The sequence below is a fragment of the Bradyrhizobium sp. LTSP849 genome (genome assembly GCF_000938255.1).
Taxonomy (GTDB): Bacteria; Pseudomonadota; Alphaproteobacteria; order Rhizobiales; family Xanthobacteraceae; genus Bradyrhizobium.
This window is the reverse complement of record NZ_JYMR01000034.1, coordinates 122,789-139,415: the sequence shown is the minus strand read 5'-3', so window position 1 is coordinate 139,415 and position 16,627 is coordinate 122,789. Positions and strand designations below refer to the sequence as shown.

The window sequence follows — 16,627 nt, the reverse complement described above, 5'->3', positions numbered from 1 at the left end:
CACGCATGCCAGCCCCGCCGCGCGCTTCCTTGACGAGGCCGGCCGCATTGCCCGTTATGCAGGCGTGATTCCTTACCCCCGGCAAAATTCCCGTGGCATTTCCTCCGCTCGATTCACCTCAATGGCAAAGCCCCTGGCACGCCTTTGCGTGGGGGCTGCGAGCCATCACGCAGACGATCCTCACTCTCGTCCTGTTCGCAACCTACCTCGGCATTGGCGCGCTCGCCCACGACACCCATTTCAGCCTGGCCTGGGCGCTCGCCTCGACGCTGTTCGTCTGGGCCGGTCCGGCCCAGATCATTTTGATCACCACGCTCGGCTCAGGCGCGACCGTGATTCAGTCGGCGATCGCGGTCACCGTCAGCGCCATCCGCCTGTTTCCGATGGTGGTCTCGGTGCTGCCGCTGATGCGCACGCCGACGACCAAGCGGCGTGAGCTGTTCTTCGCGGCGCATCTCACGGCCGTGACGCTGTGGGTCGAATGCCACCGCTTCCTGCCGCAGGTGCCGCGCGGGCGGCGGATCGCCTTCGTCAACGGACTTGGCTTCGGTCTGGTCTCGGTGTGTCTTACTGCCAACACGATCGGCTATTTCCTCGCCGCCAACCTGACGCAGACGCTGGGCGCCGCGATCCTGCTGCTCACGCCGCTGTCTTTCTTGTTCTCGACCGCGCGCAACAGCCGCGAAGTCGCGGACGTTGTCGCGCTGGCGCTCGGAGTTCTACTCTATCCGCTGGCCGCGAAGATGAACTCCGGCCTCGACATCCTCGTCAGCGGCCTGGTGGCTGGCACGATCGCCTATGGCGTGCACTGGTGGCGTGAGGTGCGCGCATGAGCGCCGCGCAACTCATTGGCGACTGGCACGCGCTGTTCGTGCTCTTCGTCGCCGGCGTCATTCCCAATCAGATCTGGCGCATGCTCGGCCTGTGGTTCGGTGGCGGCATCGACGAGGGCTCCGAGCTTTTGGTCTGGGTGAGGGCGGTCGCGACCGCGATCCTGGCCGGTGTCATCGCCCAGATCGTGGTCGAGCCGCCGGGCGCGCTTGCGAGCGTGCCGGACGTGCTGCGCTATGGTGCGGTGTGCGCCGGGCTCGTCGTGTTCCTGCTGACCCGCCGCTCGATCTTTGCGGGCGTGGTCGCCGGCGAAGTCTTCATGCTGGCCGGCAAGTGGTGGTTGGGCTAAAACCGCTTCCGAATAGCAGGGAACTGGACATATGGTTCGCGAAAACGAGCTCCGCGAGGGCGAGGTCGCCATCGAGCTGCCGCCGACGCAGGACGCCGGCCTTTTCTTCATCGGTCGTATCCGCACACCCTGGACCTCGCGGTTGGAGACGCCGCGGCAGGGTCGCGTCGACGGTCCGGTGTGCCGGCTGGAGATCTTCGAGCCGTTCGTGCCGGCGATCAAGGGCGTCGACTTCTACAGCAATCTCGAAGTGCTGTACTGGCTCGACAAGTCGCGCCGCGACATCGTCCTGCAAAGCCCGAAGAACAACGAGAAAACCCGCGGCACGTTCTCGCTGCGCTCGCCGGTGCGGCCCAATCCGATCGGCACCTCGATTGTGAAGCTCGTCGGCATCGAAGGCAGCACGATCCTGGTGCGCGGCCTCGACTGCATCGACCATACGCCGCTGATCGACCTCAAGCCCGACCGTTGCGAGTTCACGCCGCTGGCCGCGCCGCAGGCGGGGGATTTTCAGACGGAGTGACAGGCGGAGAGCGTCAGCCCGCCTTTAGCGCCGCGATCAGTTTGGTCGCGTTTTCTTCCAGCACCTTGACGTCTTCCTTGCGGCTCGCGGGCGGCAGCATCGCCACGCCATCGTGGCGCGGCATCACGTGCATGTGCAAATGAAACACGACCTGTCCGCCGGCCGCCTCGTTGAACTGCTGCACGGTGATGCCGGCGGCGTTAAACGCCTTCATCGCGGCAGCGGCGATTCTGTGCGCGCCGCGGGCCACATGGGCGTAATCGTCGGGCTTGATGTCGAGGATGTTGCGGGCAGGGGCCTTCGGGATCACCAGCGTGTGGCCGGGTACGCGCGGCATGATGTCGAGGAAAGCGAACACGTGCTCGTCCTCATAGACCTTGTGGCAGGAAAACTCGCCGCGCAGGATCTTTGCAAAGATGTTGTTGGGGTCGTAGGCGGTCATGACGGCTCCTCAGCGGCTCCCTGGAATTTTGCGCTTACTGTCACCAGCCACAGCACACCGTCAAGGCGCCTCGTCGGCGTCTTTCCGGAACGGGCCGAGCTCGGCCAGCTCCCGGCCGGCCTCCGCGACATAGGCACGCTCGCGCTTGAGGTAATCGGCGATAGCGCGGCGCAGACCCTGATCGGCGATGAAGTGGGCGGAATGGGTGGTCCGCGGCAGGTAGCCGCGCGCGATCTTGTGCTCGCCTTGCGCGCCGGCCTCGACATGGGTCAGGCCGCGCTTGATCGCGAAATCGATCGCCTGGTAGTAGCAGACCTCGAAGTGCAGGAACGGATGATGCTCGACCGCGCCCCAGTTGCGGCCGAACAGCGTGTCCGAGCCGATGAAGTTGATCGCGCCCGCGATCCAGCGGTCGTTGCGGCGGGCCATCACCAGCAGCACGTCATCGCTCATGGTCTCGCCGATCAGCGAGAAGAATTCGCGCGTGAGGTAAGGCCGGCCCCATTTGCGCGAGCCGGTCTCCATGTAGAACCCGAAGAAGGCGTCCCAGGCGTCCTCCGTGATGTCGCGGCCCGTGAGCCAGTGGATCGTGATCCCGGCGGCGAGCGCGTCACGCCGCTCGCGCTTGATCGACTTGCGGTGGCGCGAGTTCAGGGTCGCCAAAAAGTCGTCGAAGCTCGCAAAGCCCTCATTATGCCAGTGGAACTGCTGGTCGGTGCGCTGGAGGAAGCCGTGCTCCGCGAGCAGCTTCCATTCAGCCTCGCGCGCGAAGGTGACGTGTACCGAGGAGGCCTTGCTGACGCCGCACAGCGCCACCAGCCCGCCCGCCAGCGCCTCCGCGATGCGCTCGCGATCAACGCCGTCACGGATCAGCAGCCGCGGCCCCGTCGCCGGCGTGAAGGGAACTGAGACCTGGAGCTTTGGATAGTAGCGGCCGCCGGCCCGCTCATAGGCGTCCGCCCAGCCGCGGTCGAAGACGTATTCGCCTTGCGAATGCGATTTCAGATAGCAGGGCACGACGCCGGCGACGCGGCCGTCGATCTTGGCCACGAGATGCCGCGGCCCCCAGCCGGTGCGCACAGTCGCCGAACCTGATTTCTCAGCGGCGGACAAAAATGCGTGCGAGACGAAAGGGTTGTAGGCAGGTTTTGAGAGGCCGAGAGAATCGCCTGGAAGCCCGGATGAGGTTCCTGCGCCATGCCCGTTGCACTTGCCGCCGGGATTGGCGCAGGCGTCCCAATCCTCGGCAGATACCTCGCCAATCGAGGGTACAGCCTCGAGTGTGATTTCAGATGATGCCATCTTGCCCAAGATCGTGCATTGCAGCAGCGACTTCAAGAGTAGGGAACATCAAGCCTACGGTACGAATCCCTCAAAGATCATCTGGTCGGCATATTGGCCAACCCGCGTCCGCTGCTCCGCCGTGCGCACGGTCCAGCCGAGCAGGGCGCAGCCGAACACGTTTCGGGCGATCCAGGGGGCGGGAGCTGGCAGGTGGTCGACCTTGAAGGCGACGAAATGCGGCTGGGTCTGAAAGCCGTGGCGCAGGTACAGCATGCTGTCGCGCTGTTCCCTCGTCAGCTTCGCCCAGTACTCGTCCTCATAGCTCCGCTGCGCGACGATGCCGCGCGGGCGGGAGGGCAGCAGCTCGCGCAGCGCCAGCACCTGGTCGGGGTCGAAGGACATGCCGACCGCGCGGCCGCTGTACGTCGACAGCACGTCGGCCATCCGCTTCACCAGCTTGCGGTCGCCGTCAAAATGGCTCTTTACCTCGATCACCAGCGGTACCCGGCCGGCGACCATGGCGCAAAGGTCGGACAGCGACATCATTCGCTCATCCGTATCCCTAAACTTGAGGGCCTTCAGCTCTGCCGCGGTTCTTTCGACCAGCTCGCCGGTGGCTTCAGTGAGGCGGCCGAGCGCATGGTCGTGGTGGACCATGGCCTCGCCGTCGGCGGAGAGCTGGATGTCGACCTCGATGGAGAAATTGCCCGCGATCGCCGCCTGCACTGCGCCCGGCATGTTCTCCACGATACCACGCGAGATGTCATGCAGGCCGCGATGGGCGACCGGCCGCGCTGTCAGCCAATCCGGAGCGCGCATCGGCCTCAGGCGACCTCGAACACGCCTTCGACCTCGACCGCCGCATCCGCAGGCAGCGAGGCGACGCCGACGGTCGTGCGGGCGTGGCGACCCTTGTCACCGAAGGCCGCGACCATCAGGTCGGAGGCGCCGTTGAGCACCTTCGGCCCGTCCAGGAAGTCGGGCGCCGAGTTGATGAAGCCGCCAAGACGCACCACCCGCACGACCTTGTCGAGGTCGCCGAGCGCCGCCTTGACCTGGGCCAGCAGGTTGACGGCGCAGCCGCGCGCGGCCGCCGCGCCGTCTTCGAGCGAGACGCCGGCGCCCAGCTTGCCCTTGGCGATCAGCTTGCCGTCGGGCGCGAAACAGACCTGGCCGGAGACGAACAGCAAATTACCGGTGCGCACGAACGGCACGTAGTTGGCCACGGGGGTGGGGGCCTCGTGCAGCTTGATGCCCTGTTCAGCCAGTTTCTGTTCGACCGTGCCCGCCATCTTCGACCTCGTTGTCCCAAAATTCATCCGTCCCGGCGCGTCCGTTGGCGGCCGGGCGCGCCCTGTTTCGCCCATCGTGCCGCCACATGCAAGCAAGCCGGCAGGGCGGCGGGGGTGGCCGACCGGACTGCATTTTCCTGAGCCAGGACAGGAGGTTCAACGAAGAGGTGCAACTTTACGTGAAACCGCCGCAGTTGCGACGCAATGGAACGGTCATTAAAGTGTCGAATCTGCGCTTCCCAAGGGACAGACATGGTGCACCTTTTCCGGACTTCGCTCGGTGTGATGGCGCTCGCGGCGGCCGCTTTCGGGGCAGGCGGCGGGGCTCACGCGGCCAGTGGTCCGTTTCTCTCGCACCAAGCGCTCTATGATCTGAGCCTCGTCAAATCGCGCTCCAATTCGATCAACAGCGCGCGCGGCCGCATCCTCTACAATTTCGCCGGCAGTAGCTGCGAAGGCTACACGTCGGAATTCCGCCAGGTCTCCGAGCTCGACAGCGGCGAGGGCAAGATCACACTCAGCGATCTCCGCTCCAATTCCTGGGAGGATGCGGCGGGGAAGAGCTACCGCTTCAAGATCGAGACGCGGATGAACGAGACCGAGGCTGGCCTGGTCGACGGCTCGGCGGAACGCGACGGCGACCACATCAACGTCAAGCTGAAGCTGCCTGAGCCGAAAAATTTCACCCTCGACGGCAAGGTCGTGTTCCCGACCGAGCAGATCCAGCGCATCATTGCCGCCGCCAAGGACGGCAAGCCGCTGCTGGAGCTCTCGGTCTACGACGGCTCCGACGACGGCCAGAAGGTCTACAACACGTTGACCGTGATCGGGCAACCGATCTCCGACGACCGCACCGCTTCGCCCGATCCGTCGACGTCGGATGAGCACATGAAATCGCTCAAGCGCTGGCCCGTCACCGTCAGCTATTTCGATCGCGAAGCCCAGCAGAAGGAAGGCGAGCAGACGCCGGTCTATGCGATGTCGTTCGAGCTCTACGAGAATGGCGTCTCCCGCCAGCTCGTGCTCGACTACAACGACTTTGTCATTTCCGGCGCGATGGGCAAATTCGACGTCAAGGACAGCAAGCCCTGTAATTGAGGGGCGAAACGTCTAGCCCTTGTCGCACTCTGCGGCTACGCTCGCTCCCAATCACAAATCTCCGGGAGCAAGCCCATGCCCAAGCTCGACCATCTCCGCCCCAGCGGCCTGCATCACAATCCGGCCTATTCCCACGTCGTCACCGCCTCCGGCGCGCGCACCATCTACATCTCCGGGCAGGTCTCGGTGGACGAAGAGGGCCGGATCGTCGGCGAGGGCGATCTCGCCGCCCAGACCACGCAGGTGATGCAGAATCTCGGCCACGCGCTGAAGGCGGCCGGTGCGAGCTACGCCAACATCGTGAAGATCACGACCTTCGTCGTGAACTACAAGCCGGAGCTGCGCCCCATCATCGGCAAGGCCCGCTCCGTCTTCTTCGAAGGCATGGAGCCGCCTGCCTCTACCCTCGTTGGCGTCTCCGCGCTTGCGGCGTCGGAATGGCTGATCGAGATCGAGGCGGTGGCGGTCGCGGATTGAGAGTTTGAACTGGTAGCCCGGAGCGAAGCGCAATCCGGGAAACCTATAGCCGCGCATACACCGTCCCGGATTGCGCTTCGCTCCATCCGGGCTACAGGCGCTTCGCTCCGGACATCTCTTGCAGGATGGCCATCGCTTCATCAGCCTTGTCGGCGGGCACAAAGAGATGGTCGTGATGGAAGGCCGAGAGGGCGTTTACGCTGATGCCGGCTTCGGCAAGACGCGCCGTGATGGCCGCAAGAAACCCCACCGCATTGAGCGCGGAGTGAACTGTGAGCGTGATCAGGCGTGAGGCGAACGCGGTGCGTAATTCTGCCGCTTCGGCTTCTTCACGCAGGATTACCAGCGTCGTTCCTTCCTGCTCGCGAAACGTTAGTAGCGGACTGGTGCTTGCGGGAATGGGCTCGTTTGGCGGGATCGTGCAGAATACGAAGATGCCCGGTCGCATCTCCGGTTTCATGTGTCTCAGCAGCGCATCGAGATCGCGTTCACCTGTCATGACTGCCGACGATCACTCCTCCGCCTTCTCCGGCCCCTCATACGCAATCCCCCGGATCACAGCGGCACTGCCGAACTTCTTGCGCAAGCTGTCTACGGCGCGCTCGGCATGCGCGGCGCGGCGGTCGAGCATGTCGGTGTCGTCGGCGGGGGAACCCTCGCGCAGCGCGCTGACGCCGGCGCCCATCAGGCGGAAGGCGGTGCCGTCGATCTCCTTGGCCAGCATCTCACGGCAGATCGCAAAAATCTTGGCGGCGAGCTGCGTCGGGGCGGCGATCGATTGCGAACGCGTGCGCTGACGGAAGTCGGCGGTCTTCAGCTTCAGCGTGACGGTCGAGCCCGCGAGCTCGCTGCTTTTGAGCCGCGACGACGTCTTCTCGCAGAGCCGCCACAGGATCTTCTCCAGCGTCGTGAAATCGCGGATATCGGTCTCGAACGTGGTCTCGCTCGAAATCGTCTTGGCGCCGCGGTCGGCCTCGACACGGCGGTCGTCGATGCCGCGCGCGAGACGCCATAGCCTGCGTCCCTCGCTTGGAAACTGCCGCATCATCTCGATCTCATCGGCCTTCTGGAGATCGGCGATGACGCGAAAGCCGCGCTGTCCCAGCCGCTCCTGCGTTGCGGGCCCGACACCGAAGATGAAGCCGACCGGCTTCTCCGCCAGCATCGCGCGCGCTTCGTCCTGATCGAGCGCGGCAAAGCCGCGCGGCTTGTCGAGGTCGGAGGCGATCTTGGCGAGAAACTTGTTGCAGGACAGGCCGACCGAAACGCTGATGCCGATGTCGCGCTCGATATTGCGCGCGAACCGCGCCAGCACCTTTGCCGGTATCATGCCGTGGACCCGCTCGGTGCCGGAGAGATCGAGAAAGGCCTCGTCGATCGAGAGCGGCTCGACCAGCGGCGTCAGCGCCTGCATGGCCTGGCGTACCTCGCGCCCGACGCGGACATACTTTGCCATGTCCGGCCTGATCACCGTCGCATGCGGACAGGCTTCCAGCGCCCGATACATCGGCATCGCCGAGCGCACGCCGAAGGTGCGTGCGATGTAGCAGGCGGCCGACACCACGCCGCGTTTGCCGCCACCGATGATGACGGGCTTGTCGGCGATGTCTGGATTGTCGCGCTTCTCGACTGTCGCATAGAAGGCGTCGCAGTCGATATGGGCGATGGTCAGCGTCGCGAGCGCGCGGTGGCGGACGAGGCGAGGGGAACCGCAGGCGGAACAACGCCGAACGCCCATGTCCAGATCGGCCAGACAATCCCGGCAGAAGCAGCGGGGCCCGGCCGGGTCGGGAGCGTTCACGGCACATCGCGCTCCCAGGTGCGGTCGCCGAGCGCGTCGCCCAGCACCTGCCGCGCTGCGGCAACGTTGGTCGGGTGCAGTTCCGAGGCGGTCGCAAACGCCTTCACGGTGGCGTCATCACGCATCACGAAATCGAGCACGCTCAGCAGGAAATTCGGGTCGGAAGCCGCGTTCCGGAGCGTCTCCGGGCCGACACCTGTCTCAGCCAGGAACAGGCCCAGCCGCTCGGGATCGCCTGCGACGAAGGACAGCGCCTGAATCGCAACGATTTCAGCGACTTCGCGAGGGTTGTGAACAGGCTTTTTCACGGGCCCGGTTTGCCTTTCCGTTAACTTTCGGTGTCTACTTTGGATCATGCCCGAGTCTCGGCCTTGAGTCTTGCGACCCCAGACAAGCAACTGGAAACCACATCGCAGAAAGTGGGCCCTCGGGCTTAACGAAACTAGAGCGAATCTGAGGCTAGTTTGAATCCAGTTTTCGAAGCGCCGGCAATCGGCGCCTGAGGCGTCATATGTATTGCTCTCCTTGCCAATCAGGAGGACAGGATGGCTAAGACCGTCCTGATCGTGGAAGACAACGAGCTCAACATGAAGCTCTTCCGCGACCTGTTGGAGGCGCACGGCTACCAGACCTCGGGCACCAGCAACGGTTACGAGGCCCTCGACCTCGTTCGCAAGATGCGCCCCGATCTCGTGCTGATGGATATTCAACTGCCGCAGGTCTCAGGGCTCGAGGTGACGCGCTGGATCAAGGACGATCCGGAGCTGCGCGCCATTCCCGTCGTCGCGGTCACGGCCTTTGCGATGAAGGGCGATGAAGAACGCATCCGCGAGGGCGGCTGCGAAGCCTATTTGTCCAAGCCGATCTCGGTCGGCAAATTCATTGAGACGGTCCGACGTTTCATCGGGTAGGGAGTGAGTTTCAGTGTCCGCGCGTATCCTGGTTGTCGATGACGTCCCTGCCAACGTCAAACTGCTCGAAGCCCGTCTCTCCGCCGAATATTTCGACGTGATGACCGCCTCGAACGGCACCGAGGCGCTGGCGATCAGCGCCCGTGCCGAATGCGACATCATCCTGCTCGACGTGATGATGCCCGACATGGACGGCTTCGAGGTTTGCCGCCGCCTGAAGACCGATCCCAACACCCACCACATCCCCGTCGTGATGGTGACCGCGCTCGACAGTCCCGCCGACCGCAATCGCGGACTGGAAGCCGGTGCCGACGACTTTTTGACGAAACCCGTCTCCGACGTCGTGCTGATCGCGCGCGTGCGCTCGCTGACGCGGTTGAAGATGATGACGGACGAGCTGCGCATGCGCGCCATCACCTCGCTCGAGATCGGCATGCAGGCGCCCGAGCGCACTGCGGTCGCCGACACCGGCAAGGGCGGCCGCATCCTGCTGGTCGACGACCGCCAGTCCTCCTATGAGCGGCTCGCGGGCTTGCTCGCGGCCGAGCACACCGTCGACGTGGAGCCCAATCCGACGGAGGCGCTGTTCCACGCGGCCGAGGGCAATTACGATTTGCTGATCGTCTCGCTCGACCTCAACAATTTCGACGGGCTCAGGCTGTGCAGCCAGGCGCGCTCACTGGAGCGCACCCGACACGTGCCGATCCTGGCGATCGCTGAAGCGGAGAACTCCACGCGGTTGCTCCGCGGCCTCGAGATCGGCGTCAACGACTATCTGCTGCGCCCCATCGACAAGACCGAGCTTCTGGCGCGCGTCCGCACGCAGATCCGCCGCCGCCGCTACACCGATCATTTGCGCGACAATGTGCAGAACTCGATCGAGATGGCGATCACCGACGCGCTCACCGGCCTGCACAATCGCCGCTACATGGAGAGCCATCTGGCGACGCTCGCCGAGCAGGCCTCCACGCGCGGCAAGCCGCTCGCGCTGATGATCCTGGACATCGACTACTTCAAGTCGATCAACGACAATTACGGCCACGACGCCGGCGACGACGTGCTGCGCGAATTCGCGGTGCGCGTGCGCAAATCGATCCGCGGCATCGATCTCGCCTGCCGCTACGGCGGCGAGGAATTCGTCATCGTGATGCCCGAGACCGATCTCCACGTCGCCGGCATGGTCGCCGAGCGCCTGCGCCGCTCGATCGCCGGCGAGCCCTTTGCCGTCCACAAGGGCACCAAGCGCATCGAGGTCACGATCTCGATTGGCCTCACCACGCTGGAGCAGAAGGGCGAGGCGGTGGCCGACGTCCTCAAGCGCGCCGACACCGCGCTGTATCGCGCCAAGCATGACGGCCGCAATCGGGTGGTCTCGCACGCGGCGTAAAGGCTGGCGGCACAAAAAGTGCGAAAACAACCCCATGCACAGTAGCCGACGTTAGTCGGATCAACGGCTTATGCGGGAGCGAATGCTTCAGCAGAGCGGTTTGACTCGTCGGGCAAAACAGGCGCATTTTGGTATGATCGCTGATTGAGCTGAACACTGGGGCCTAACACTCAGTGTCGTCCCGGCGGAGGCCGGGACCCATAATCCCAGGGAGGGGTTGTGGCGCGAACAGCTCACCACGAGTCTTCGCCAAACTGTTTTTCGTGGTTATGGGTCCCGGCCTTCGCCGGGACGACAATTACTGCGACGCTCGCTTGCCTCGCTTCACTGCCGGCTTCACCGCTTTCCCCACATCCACCCCCGCATTCCGCAACAGCACCGTCGCCGCTTCCTTCGCAGCCCGCGCCATCGCGGGATCGTCGCGCACGAGATCCTGCGCGATCGAGCCGTCGACCAGCAGCACGAGCTGGGTTGCCAGCGCTTCCGCCTCGCTGACACCGAGCTCGTTCAGCCGCTCGCGAAACCAGACGCGGCGGCTTTCCTTGAAGGCGATGGCGATCTTCTTCACCGCGCGGTCCGTAGGCCCAAGCTCGGCGACCGCATTCACGAACGGGCAGCCGCGAAAATCCTTTGCCGCAAAACGCCGCTCCAGCGAATCGAAGGTGGCAAGGATTTGCTCGGCCGGCGGCTTGTCGGACGGGCGCGCATGAACGAAGCGGCGCTCCAGATAGGCCGCGATCAGCGCGTCCTTGGACGGGAAGTGGTTGTAGAGCGTGCGCTTGGAGATGCCGATCTCGGCCGCGATGGTGTCGACGCCGATGGCGCGAATGCCTTGCAGATAGAACAGCTTGTCGGCGGTCTCGAGGATCCGCTCTTTCATCGTCTGTGGGGCGGGCGGGGGAGCCATGCGGCGGCGAGCATCCTGTTGGGCTTCTCTTGGCTTGACAGCGCCCGTCTCCTATAGACTAATTACACAGGTCTGTGTAACCAAAATCAACGCGAATTGCAGACGCCGGCACGCGTGCCGTGCCCACGAGGGAGAACAACAATGCCCCTGTTGCAGATCCTGCGTCCGACATTGCCCATCCTGATCGGCGCCTCCATCATGCTGACGCTGAGCATGGGGCTGCGACAGTCGCTCGGCATCTTCATGCAACCGCTGACGCACGACATCCATCTATCGGTGTCCGACTTTACGCTGGCACTCGCCGTGCAAAACCTCGCCTGGGGCTTTCTCCAGCCGCTCGCCGGCGCGATGACCACGCGCTACGGCTTCCGCCCGATCATGATGGTGGGCGCACTGATGTACATCGTGGGCCTCATCATGATGGCGACCGCGAACGGGCTCGTCGCCATCATGATCGGCGCCGGCGTGCTGATTGGTACCTCGCTCGCCTGCACCGCGGCCGCGATCGCGATGTCGGTGGCGGCGCGCGCGGTGCCTGCGACCGTGCGCTCGACCGTGCTCGGCATCGTCTCCGGCGCGGGTTCGCTCGGCGCGCTGCTGTCGGCGCCGCTCGGGCAGATGCTCAATGAAGGATTCGGCTGGCGGGTCGGGCTCGCCGGCTTCGTGGTGATGTCGGTGCTGATGATTCCCGCGGCCTGGTACGCCGGCCGCGTTGACATGATTCCGCTGCCGAAGCCTGCGGCCGATGACATCGGCGATGCCACTGCCATGACTGCGGCCAAGACCGCGTTCGGCAACGCGTCCTTCGTGGTGATGACCTGCGCCTATCTCGTCTGCGGCATGCAGCTCGTGTTTCTCACCACGCATCTGCCGTCCTATCTCGCGATCTGCGGCCTCGATCCGATGCTGAGCGCGCAGACGCTCGGCATGATCGGCGGCTTCAACGTGCTGGGCTCGCTGTTCTTCGGCTGGGCCGGCCAGCGCTGGAACAAGCTCGCGCTGTTAGGGGGCATCTACATCTTCCGCTCGCTCGCGCTCGCCTGGTACTTCATGCTGCCGGCGACGCCCGCATCGACGCTGCTGTTCGGTGCGATCATGGGCTTCCTGTGGATGGGCGTCGGCCCGCTGGTCGCAGGCGCCGTCGCCGAGATGTTCGGCCTGCGCTGGCAGGCCATGATCCAGGGCCTCGCCTTCATGAGCCACCAGATCGGCAGCTTCCTCGGCGCGTACGGAGGAGGGGTGATCTACGACTCGCTCGGGTCATACACCATGGCGTGGCGCATCGGCGTCGCGTTGGGCTTGGCCGGCGGCATGGTGCAGGTGGCATTCGCGCTGATCCGGCCGTCGCAGCCGCCGGTGTTGCGGACGGCGTAGCTGGGGGCGCGCGCTAGCGTCAGCTTCGGGATACGGGCTGACCGACGATCGCGCGCGTTCTAACCAGGAGGGGACAGCGAAGGCCACTGGTCGCTCGGGTTTGCGAAATTGGTTGAGGTAAAGCATTTCGAGAGAAGCCAGCGGTGCAGCAACGCCATGGGCGTCGCAACTATTGCGTAAGGGATACCCAGGATGACGGTTCCGACCACCACTATTTCCAACGGTAGGATCAGGATCAATAAGGGGGTGATCTTCGAAGTGGGATCAGAAATCATTGAAACAAGACCGTCAACGAGCATTGATGACGCAATGATCATGCTGACGACACCATACGCCGCGCCGATGAGCTTCAACGTTTGGTGCCGCGAGTAGTCGCGTCGACGAAAGATGACCGCATACCAACACGCCGGATAAACAATCATGCCGGGGGATGCGAAGACCACAATCATTGCCAAGCCTGGGTGCTCGCCGCCAGACGCAGCAAGCAACACGACAAACATTCCAGCAAGCATCAATGCCGCAACGGCAAAGGCACTGATTACACCTGTCCAGAGGAGCCGGGTCGACCACATGGCACGGTACTCTCCGCCAAACGCGTAAACGAACCGTGCTCTGACAACTTAGGGATGTCTATTTCTGGGCCCAAAGCTGACATCGAGCCTCCGGATTCAACGTCGTCTTCCACGCGCATCGCGGACGCGACAATTCTCGCTCTCGCGCTCCGGACGCAGCGCATTCGGATCAAGCGCCCAAATAAAAACGGGGCCCAGAGGGCCCCGCAAAAGTCTTCAACGTTCCGCGATCTTACTTGATCTTGGATTCGCGGAATTCGACGTGCTTGCGCGCAACCGGATCGTACTTCTTCTTGACCAGCTTGTCGGTCATGGTGCGCGAATTCTTCTTGGCGACGTAGTAGAAGCCGGTGTCAGCCGAGGACACGAGCTTGACCTTGATGGTGACCGCTTTGGCCATGTTCAGGACCTCTGAAAATTAGGGGAATCTGGAGCCGGCCAAACGGCCCGCGTTGGCCGGCAACCTAGCCAGAAACCGCCTGATGTCAAGGTTTTTGGGCCCTAAAACCACTCAAATCGGCCCTTTCAGGCTTCAAAATAGCCGTAGCAGGACCTAAGTCTATCAGTCGCCCTTGTACGAGTTTCTGTACGTTGATATGTACGGTTGTCTGTACAAAAAGACTAGGACAATTGCCATGGCAAACGTCTCGTATACGGAGCTACGGAGCAACCTCGCGGCCTACATGGACCAGGTCTGCGACGATCGCGCCCCGCTCGTTGTCACCCGCCAGAACGCCCGTAGCGTGGTGATGATCTCGGAGGAAGAGTACGAGGGCCTTATCGAGACGGTTCATCTTCTCAAGAGCCCGGCCAACGCCGCGCGCATTCTGCGCTCCATCAAGGAAGCCGATGAGGGCAAGCTGGTCGCGCGTGAATTGATCGAGCCCGGCTCGACCGGCTAGGCGCATGCTGATCGCCTGGACCGAGCTTGCCTGGCAGGACTATCTGCAATGGCAGACAGAGGACGAAAAGATCCTCACGGCCATCAACGATTTGATCAAGGACATCAAAAGAGATCCGTTCAGGGGGCTCGGGAAACCGGAGCCCCTCAAGCATGATCTGCGCGGTTGGTGGTCTCGCCGCATTACAGGCGAGCAACGATTGGTGTACCGCCTTCAGGGCAAGGACGACGGGCAGCAGCTCGTCATCGCCGAATGTCGATATCACTACTAAAACGTTTTGTTGGTTCGGTCGTCTTCGGCGTCAAAAATATTACGCCTCAAAGAACCGGTTTTTCGGCCGGGGCAGGCCCAGATTGTCCCTCAAAGTGGGCCCTTCGTACTCTTTGCGGAAAATCCCGCGGCTCTGGAGCTCGGGGACGACCTTGTCGACGAAATCGTCGAGGCCGGCAGGCAGGAACGGGAACATGATGTTGAAGCCGTCGGAGCCGCGGCCGACCAGCCATTCCTCCATCTGGTCGGCGATGGTTTTGGCCGTGCCGACGAAGGCGAGCCCGCCATAGCCGCCGACGCGCTGGGCGAGCTGGCGCACGGTGAGCTTGTCGCGGGCGGCGAGGTCGACCATGCGCTGGCGGCCGCTCTTGCTGGCGTTGGTCTCGGGGATTTCGGGGAGTGGGCCGTCGGGATCGAAGCCTGAGGCGTCGGTGCCGAGGATGACGGAGAGCGAAGCGATGGCGCTGTCGTAATGCACGCGGCTGTCGAGCAGCGCGCGCTTCTCCTTGGCCTCGTCGACGCTGTCGCCGACCACGACGAACGCGCCGGGCAGGATCTTGAGGTGTTCAGGATCGCGCCCGACCTTCTCCATGCGCCCCTTGATGTCGGCATAAAGCTTTTGCCCGTCGGCGAGGCTGCCGCCGCCGGTGAACACGGCTTCCGCCGTTTCAGCCGCGAGCTGCCTGCCGTCCTCGGAGGCACCGGCCTGCACGATCACCGGCCAGCCCTGTACGGGACGGGCGATATTAAGGGGCCCGCGCACCTTCAGATATTTGCCCTGGTGGTCGAGCACATGCATCTTCGAGGGATCGACGAACAGGCCGCTTTCGACATCGCGGACGAAGGCGTCGTCGGCGAAGGAATCCCACAAGCCCGTGACCACGTCATAGAATTCGCGGGCGCGCTTGTAGCGCTCGGCGTGCTCCATGTGGTCGTCGAGGCCGAAATTCAGCGCGGCGTCCGGGTTCGAGGTGGTGACGATATTCCAGCCCGCGCGCCCACCGCTGAGATGGTCGAGCGAGGCGAAGCGCCGCGCCACGTGATAGGGCTCGTCAAAGGTGGTCGAGCCCGTTGCGATCAGGCCGATCCGCTCGGTGACGGCCGAGAGCGCCGACAGCAGCGTGAACGGCTCAAACGACGTCACAGTGTGGCTGCGCTTGAGCGCATTGACCGGCATGTTCAGCACGGCGAGGTGATCGGCCATGAAGAAGGCGTCGAACTTGCCGGCCTCGAGCTTCTGGATCAGCGTCTTGATGTGACCAAAATTGAAATTGGCGTCCGGCCAGGCCCCGGGATAGCGCCAGGCGCCGGTGTGGATGCTGATCGGGCGCATGAACGCGCCAAGCTTGAGTTGCCGTTGTGCCATCGCCCCGTATCCGTTCTGGGTATCGTTAGAGAAGACATAGGAACGCCGCGAAACTCTGCCATCGGGAGGGGCAAGAACATTTTTTCGTTTTTCGATGCGTCCTCAGCACATTCGCGTCATTCCGGGCTCGTGCCGGAGGGGCGCGCCGCGGAATGACGGAGGAGAGGCCCTCGAACCATTCAGCTTCTCGACCCGACCAAGCCATGAACTCGGCCCGTGAGGAAACGTGACATGGCAGGCGCAATGACCGTGGATGGCAATACCGTCCGCATCGACCGGCCGATGCCCTGGATCGGCCGGTTGCTGTCGCTGCCGCTCCTGGCGGCAAGCGCCTATCTGCTCTGGAATGTCGCCCTCGGCCTGCGCCAGGATTTTTCCGGCTTCGGGCGACTCGCCGACGATCTCGTGCCGGTGCTGGTGTTCACGGCCCTCGGGCTGCTCGTCGGCATACCCGGCTTTATCCTGCTGACGTTTCGCACTTTCGTCGTGCTCAACGAGACGCTGCGCCAGATCGTCATCACCAGGCAGTTCGGCCCGCTGAATATTCGCAAGCGCCGCAATCTCGCCGACTATCACTTCATCAGCATCACCGATGATTACGATCCGGAGCTGACGGCCTATGATGTCAATCTCTGCGGCAACAAGGGCACCGAGCCGATCACGCTGATGAGCTTCACCACGCGCGAGGAGGCGGACAAGTTGGCGAATGAAATCGGCCATGTCCTCAAGCTGCCGGCGCGCGATTATGTCGGCACCGAGCCGGACGCGGACTGATCAAGCCTGGGCGCGACCTGTTGCTCCCTGTTCCCAAAATTGCCATCCTTGCGGCCGGACACCGCAA

General features: G+C 63.6%; 22 protein-coding genes. 11 read left to right on the top strand and 11 right to left on the bottom strand.

The features are described from left to right. The first annotated feature begins 92 nt into the window (after window positions 1-92). Genes UB31_RS21950 through tsaA form a run of 3 tightly spaced genes read left to right on the top strand, consistent with a single transcriptional unit; the run spans window position 93 to window position 1,703 of the window. Window positions 93-833: an AzlC family ABC transporter permease gene (locus tag UB31_RS21950; protein ID WP_045012364.1), complete on the top strand. Its 741-nt coding sequence runs from the start codon at window positions 93-95 to the stop codon at window positions 831-833. Then, complete coding sequence (locus UB31_RS21945; RefSeq protein ID WP_045008055.1) at window positions 830-1,180, top strand: AzlD domain-containing protein; 351 nt, start codon at window positions 830-832, stop codon at window positions 1,178-1,180. Before UB31_RS21950 ends, UB31_RS21945 begins: the two co-directional genes overlap by 4 nt. A gap of 31 nt (window positions 1,181-1,211) precedes the next feature. Continuing rightward, window positions 1,212-1,703, top strand: coding sequence for a tRNA (N6-threonylcarbamoyladenosine(37)-N6)-methyltransferase TrmO (gene tsaA / locus UB31_RS21940; RefSeq protein WP_045008054.1), 492 nt, complete (start codon window positions 1,212-1,214; stop codon window positions 1,701-1,703). Between the two features lie 13 nt (window positions 1,704-1,716). Here the strand turns inward: tsaA and UB31_RS21935 are convergent, their stop codons facing one another. The 4 genes from UB31_RS21935 to UB31_RS21920 are packed head-to-tail and all read right to left on the bottom strand — an operon-like array spanning window position 1,717 to window position 4,721. Next, on the bottom strand, window positions 1,717-2,145 hold the full coding sequence (locus tag UB31_RS21935; protein ID WP_045008053.1) for an HIT domain-containing protein: 429 nt from the start codon (window positions 2,143-2,145) through the stop codon (window positions 1,717-1,719). A gap of 60 nt (window positions 2,146-2,205) precedes the next feature. Next, window positions 2,206-3,447 (bottom strand): GNAT family N-acetyltransferase, encoded by a 1,242-nt coding sequence (locus UB31_RS21930; RefSeq protein ID WP_045008761.1) that lies wholly within the window; start codon window positions 3,445-3,447, stop codon window positions 2,206-2,208. A 54-nt stretch (window positions 3,448-3,501) separates the two neighbouring features. Further along, window positions 3,502-4,248 carry a glycerophosphodiester phosphodiesterase gene (locus UB31_RS21925; RefSeq protein ID WP_045012363.1) on the bottom strand — a complete coding sequence of 249 codons (747 nt, stop codon included), beginning with the start codon at window positions 4,246-4,248 and terminating at the stop codon, window positions 3,502-3,504. Window positions 4,249-4,253: 5 nt separating this feature from the next. Beyond that, a complete protein-coding gene (locus UB31_RS21920; RefSeq protein ID WP_045008051.1) occupies window positions 4,254-4,721 on the bottom strand; it encodes a RidA family protein in 468 nt (155 codons plus the stop codon). A gap of 252 nt (window positions 4,722-4,973) precedes the next feature. Between UB31_RS21920 and UB31_RS21915 the strand changes: the two genes are divergently transcribed. Both UB31_RS21915 and UB31_RS21910 read left to right on the top strand, forming a co-directional pair. After that, window positions 4,974-5,819 carry a cell envelope integrity EipB family protein gene (locus tag UB31_RS21915; RefSeq protein WP_045012362.1) on the top strand — a complete coding sequence of 282 codons (846 nt, stop codon included), beginning with the start codon at window positions 4,974-4,976 and terminating at the stop codon, window positions 5,817-5,819. Window positions 5,820-5,894: 75 nt separating this feature from the next. After that, on the top strand, window positions 5,895-6,296 hold the full coding sequence (locus tag UB31_RS21910) for a RidA family protein (RefSeq protein WP_045012361.1): 402 nt from the start codon (window positions 5,895-5,897) through the stop codon (window positions 6,294-6,296). Window positions 6,297-6,387: 91 nt separating this feature from the next. On the opposite strand, the gene UB31_RS21905 is transcribed toward UB31_RS21910, so the two are convergent. The 3 genes from UB31_RS21905 to UB31_RS21895 are packed head-to-tail and all read right to left on the bottom strand — an operon-like array spanning window position 6,388 to window position 8,405. After that, complete coding sequence (locus tag UB31_RS21905; protein ID WP_045012360.1) at window positions 6,388-6,795, bottom strand: ACT domain-containing protein; 408 nt, start codon at window positions 6,793-6,795, stop codon at window positions 6,388-6,390. A gap of 12 nt (window positions 6,796-6,807) precedes the next feature. Then, a complete protein-coding gene (locus UB31_RS21900) occupies window positions 6,808-8,097 on the bottom strand; it encodes a DNA polymerase IV (RefSeq protein ID WP_045012359.1) in 1,290 nt (429 codons plus the stop codon). Then, a complete protein-coding gene (locus UB31_RS21895; protein WP_045012358.1) occupies window positions 8,094-8,405 on the bottom strand; it encodes a DUF3572 domain-containing protein in 312 nt (103 codons plus the stop codon). Before UB31_RS21895 ends, UB31_RS21900 begins: the two co-directional genes overlap by 4 nt. A gap of 237 nt (window positions 8,406-8,642) precedes the next feature. Here UB31_RS21895 and UB31_RS21890 point away from each other — a divergent pair, with 237 nt between their 5' ends. Both UB31_RS21890 and UB31_RS21885 read left to right on the top strand, forming a co-directional pair. Further along, window positions 8,643-9,008, top strand: coding sequence for a response regulator (locus UB31_RS21890; protein ID WP_008566616.1), 366 nt, complete (start codon window positions 8,643-8,645; stop codon window positions 9,006-9,008). Between the two features lie 13 nt (window positions 9,009-9,021). Next, window positions 9,022-10,395: a PleD family two-component system response regulator gene (locus UB31_RS21885; protein ID WP_045008045.1), complete on the top strand. Its 1,374-nt coding sequence runs from the start codon at window positions 9,022-9,024 to the stop codon at window positions 10,393-10,395. A 298-nt stretch (window positions 10,396-10,693) separates the two neighbouring features. Here UB31_RS21885 and UB31_RS21880 read toward each other — a convergent pair whose 3' ends face one another. After that, entirely contained in the window at window positions 10,694-11,302 is a 609-nt protein-coding gene (locus UB31_RS21880) for a TetR/AcrR family transcriptional regulator (RefSeq protein WP_045012357.1), read from the bottom strand. A 141-nt stretch (window positions 11,303-11,443) separates the two neighbouring features. On the opposite strand from UB31_RS21880, the gene UB31_RS21875 reads away from it, so the two are divergent. Further along, complete coding sequence (locus tag UB31_RS21875) at window positions 11,444-12,676, top strand: MFS transporter (protein ID WP_045012356.1); 1,233 nt, start codon at window positions 11,444-11,446, stop codon at window positions 12,674-12,676. A gap of 59 nt (window positions 12,677-12,735) precedes the next feature. Here the strand turns inward: UB31_RS21875 and UB31_RS21870 are convergent, their stop codons facing one another. Beyond that, entirely contained in the window at window positions 12,736-13,248 is a 513-nt protein-coding gene (locus tag UB31_RS21870) for a hypothetical protein (RefSeq protein WP_156175489.1), read from the bottom strand. Between the two features lie 232 nt (window positions 13,249-13,480). Further along, a complete protein-coding gene (rpmG, locus tag UB31_RS21865) occupies window positions 13,481-13,648 on the bottom strand; it encodes a 50S ribosomal protein L33 (protein ID WP_045008041.1) in 168 nt (55 codons plus the stop codon). A 235-nt stretch (window positions 13,649-13,883) separates the two neighbouring features. Between rpmG and UB31_RS21860 the strand changes: the two genes are divergently transcribed. Further along, the gene (locus tag UB31_RS21860; protein WP_045012354.1) at window positions 13,884-14,150 is read left to right on the top strand and encodes a type II toxin-antitoxin system Phd/YefM family antitoxin; all 267 of its coding nucleotides are present in this window, start codon (window positions 13,884-13,886) and stop codon (window positions 14,148-14,150) included. Window positions 14,151-14,154: 4 nt separating this feature from the next. Beyond that, a complete protein-coding gene (locus tag UB31_RS21855; protein WP_045012353.1) occupies window positions 14,155-14,421 on the top strand; it encodes a Txe/YoeB family addiction module toxin in 267 nt (88 codons plus the stop codon). A 39-nt stretch (window positions 14,422-14,460) separates the two neighbouring features. Here the strand turns inward: UB31_RS21855 and UB31_RS21850 are convergent, their stop codons facing one another. Next, a complete protein-coding gene (locus UB31_RS21850) occupies window positions 14,461-15,786 on the bottom strand; it encodes an LLM class flavin-dependent oxidoreductase (RefSeq protein WP_045012352.1) in 1,326 nt (441 codons plus the stop codon). Between the two features lie 231 nt (window positions 15,787-16,017). On the opposite strand from UB31_RS21850, the gene UB31_RS21845 reads away from it, so the two are divergent. Continuing rightward, a complete protein-coding gene (locus UB31_RS21845; RefSeq protein ID WP_045012351.1) occupies window positions 16,018-16,560 on the top strand; it encodes a hypothetical protein in 543 nt (180 codons plus the stop codon). Window positions 16,561-16,627 lie beyond the last annotated feature (67 nt).

Coding starts and splice junctions, on each gene's coding strand:
- UB31_RS21945 (WP_045008055.1), top strand. CDS start 830: ATGAGCGCCGCGCAACTCATTGGCGACTGGCACGCGCTGTTCGTGCTC.
- tsaA (WP_045008054.1), top strand. CDS start 1,212: ATGGTTCGCGAAAACGAGCTCCGCGAGGGCGAGGTCGCCATCGAGCTG.
- UB31_RS21935 (WP_045008053.1), bottom strand. CDS start 2,145: ATGACCGCCTACGACCCCAACAACATCTTTGCAAAGATCCTGCGCGGC.
- UB31_RS21930 (WP_045008761.1), bottom strand. CDS start 3,447: ATGGCATCATCTGAAATCACACTCGAGGCTGTACCCTCGATTGGCGAG.
- UB31_RS21925 (WP_045012363.1), bottom strand. CDS start 4,248: ATGCGCGCTCCGGATTGGCTGACAGCGCGGCCGGTCGCCCATCGCGGC.
- UB31_RS21920 (WP_045008051.1), bottom strand. CDS start 4,721: ATGGCGGGCACGGTCGAACAGAAACTGGCTGAACAGGGCATCAAGCTG.
- UB31_RS21915 (WP_045012362.1), top strand. CDS start 4,974: ATGGTGCACCTTTTCCGGACTTCGCTCGGTGTGATGGCGCTCGCGGCG.
- UB31_RS21910 (WP_045012361.1), top strand. CDS start 5,895: ATGCCCAAGCTCGACCATCTCCGCCCCAGCGGCCTGCATCACAATCCG.
- UB31_RS21905 (WP_045012360.1), bottom strand. CDS start 6,795: ATGACAGGTGAACGCGATCTCGATGCGCTGCTGAGACACATGAAACCG.
- UB31_RS21890 (WP_008566616.1), top strand. CDS start 8,643: ATGGCTAAGACCGTCCTGATCGTGGAAGACAACGAGCTCAACATGAAG.
- UB31_RS21880 (WP_045012357.1), bottom strand. CDS start 11,302: ATGGCTCCCCCGCCCGCCCCACAGACGATGAAAGAGCGGATCCTCGAG.
- UB31_RS21875 (WP_045012356.1), top strand. CDS start 11,444: ATGCCCCTGTTGCAGATCCTGCGTCCGACATTGCCCATCCTGATCGGC.
- UB31_RS21870 (WP_156175489.1), bottom strand. CDS start 13,248: ATGTGGTCGACCCGGCTCCTCTGGACAGGTGTAATCAGTGCCTTTGCC.
- rpmG (WP_045008041.1), bottom strand. CDS start 13,648: ATGGCCAAAGCGGTCACCATCAAGGTCAAGCTCGTGTCCTCGGCTGAC.
- UB31_RS21860 (WP_045012354.1), top strand. CDS start 13,884: ATGGCAAACGTCTCGTATACGGAGCTACGGAGCAACCTCGCGGCCTAC.
- UB31_RS21855 (WP_045012353.1), top strand. CDS start 14,155: ATGCTGATCGCCTGGACCGAGCTTGCCTGGCAGGACTATCTGCAATGG.
- UB31_RS21850 (WP_045012352.1), bottom strand. CDS start 15,786: ATGGCACAACGGCAACTCAAGCTTGGCGCGTTCATGCGCCCGATCAGC.
- UB31_RS21845 (WP_045012351.1), top strand. CDS start 16,018: ATGGCAGGCGCAATGACCGTGGATGGCAATACCGTCCGCATCGACCGG.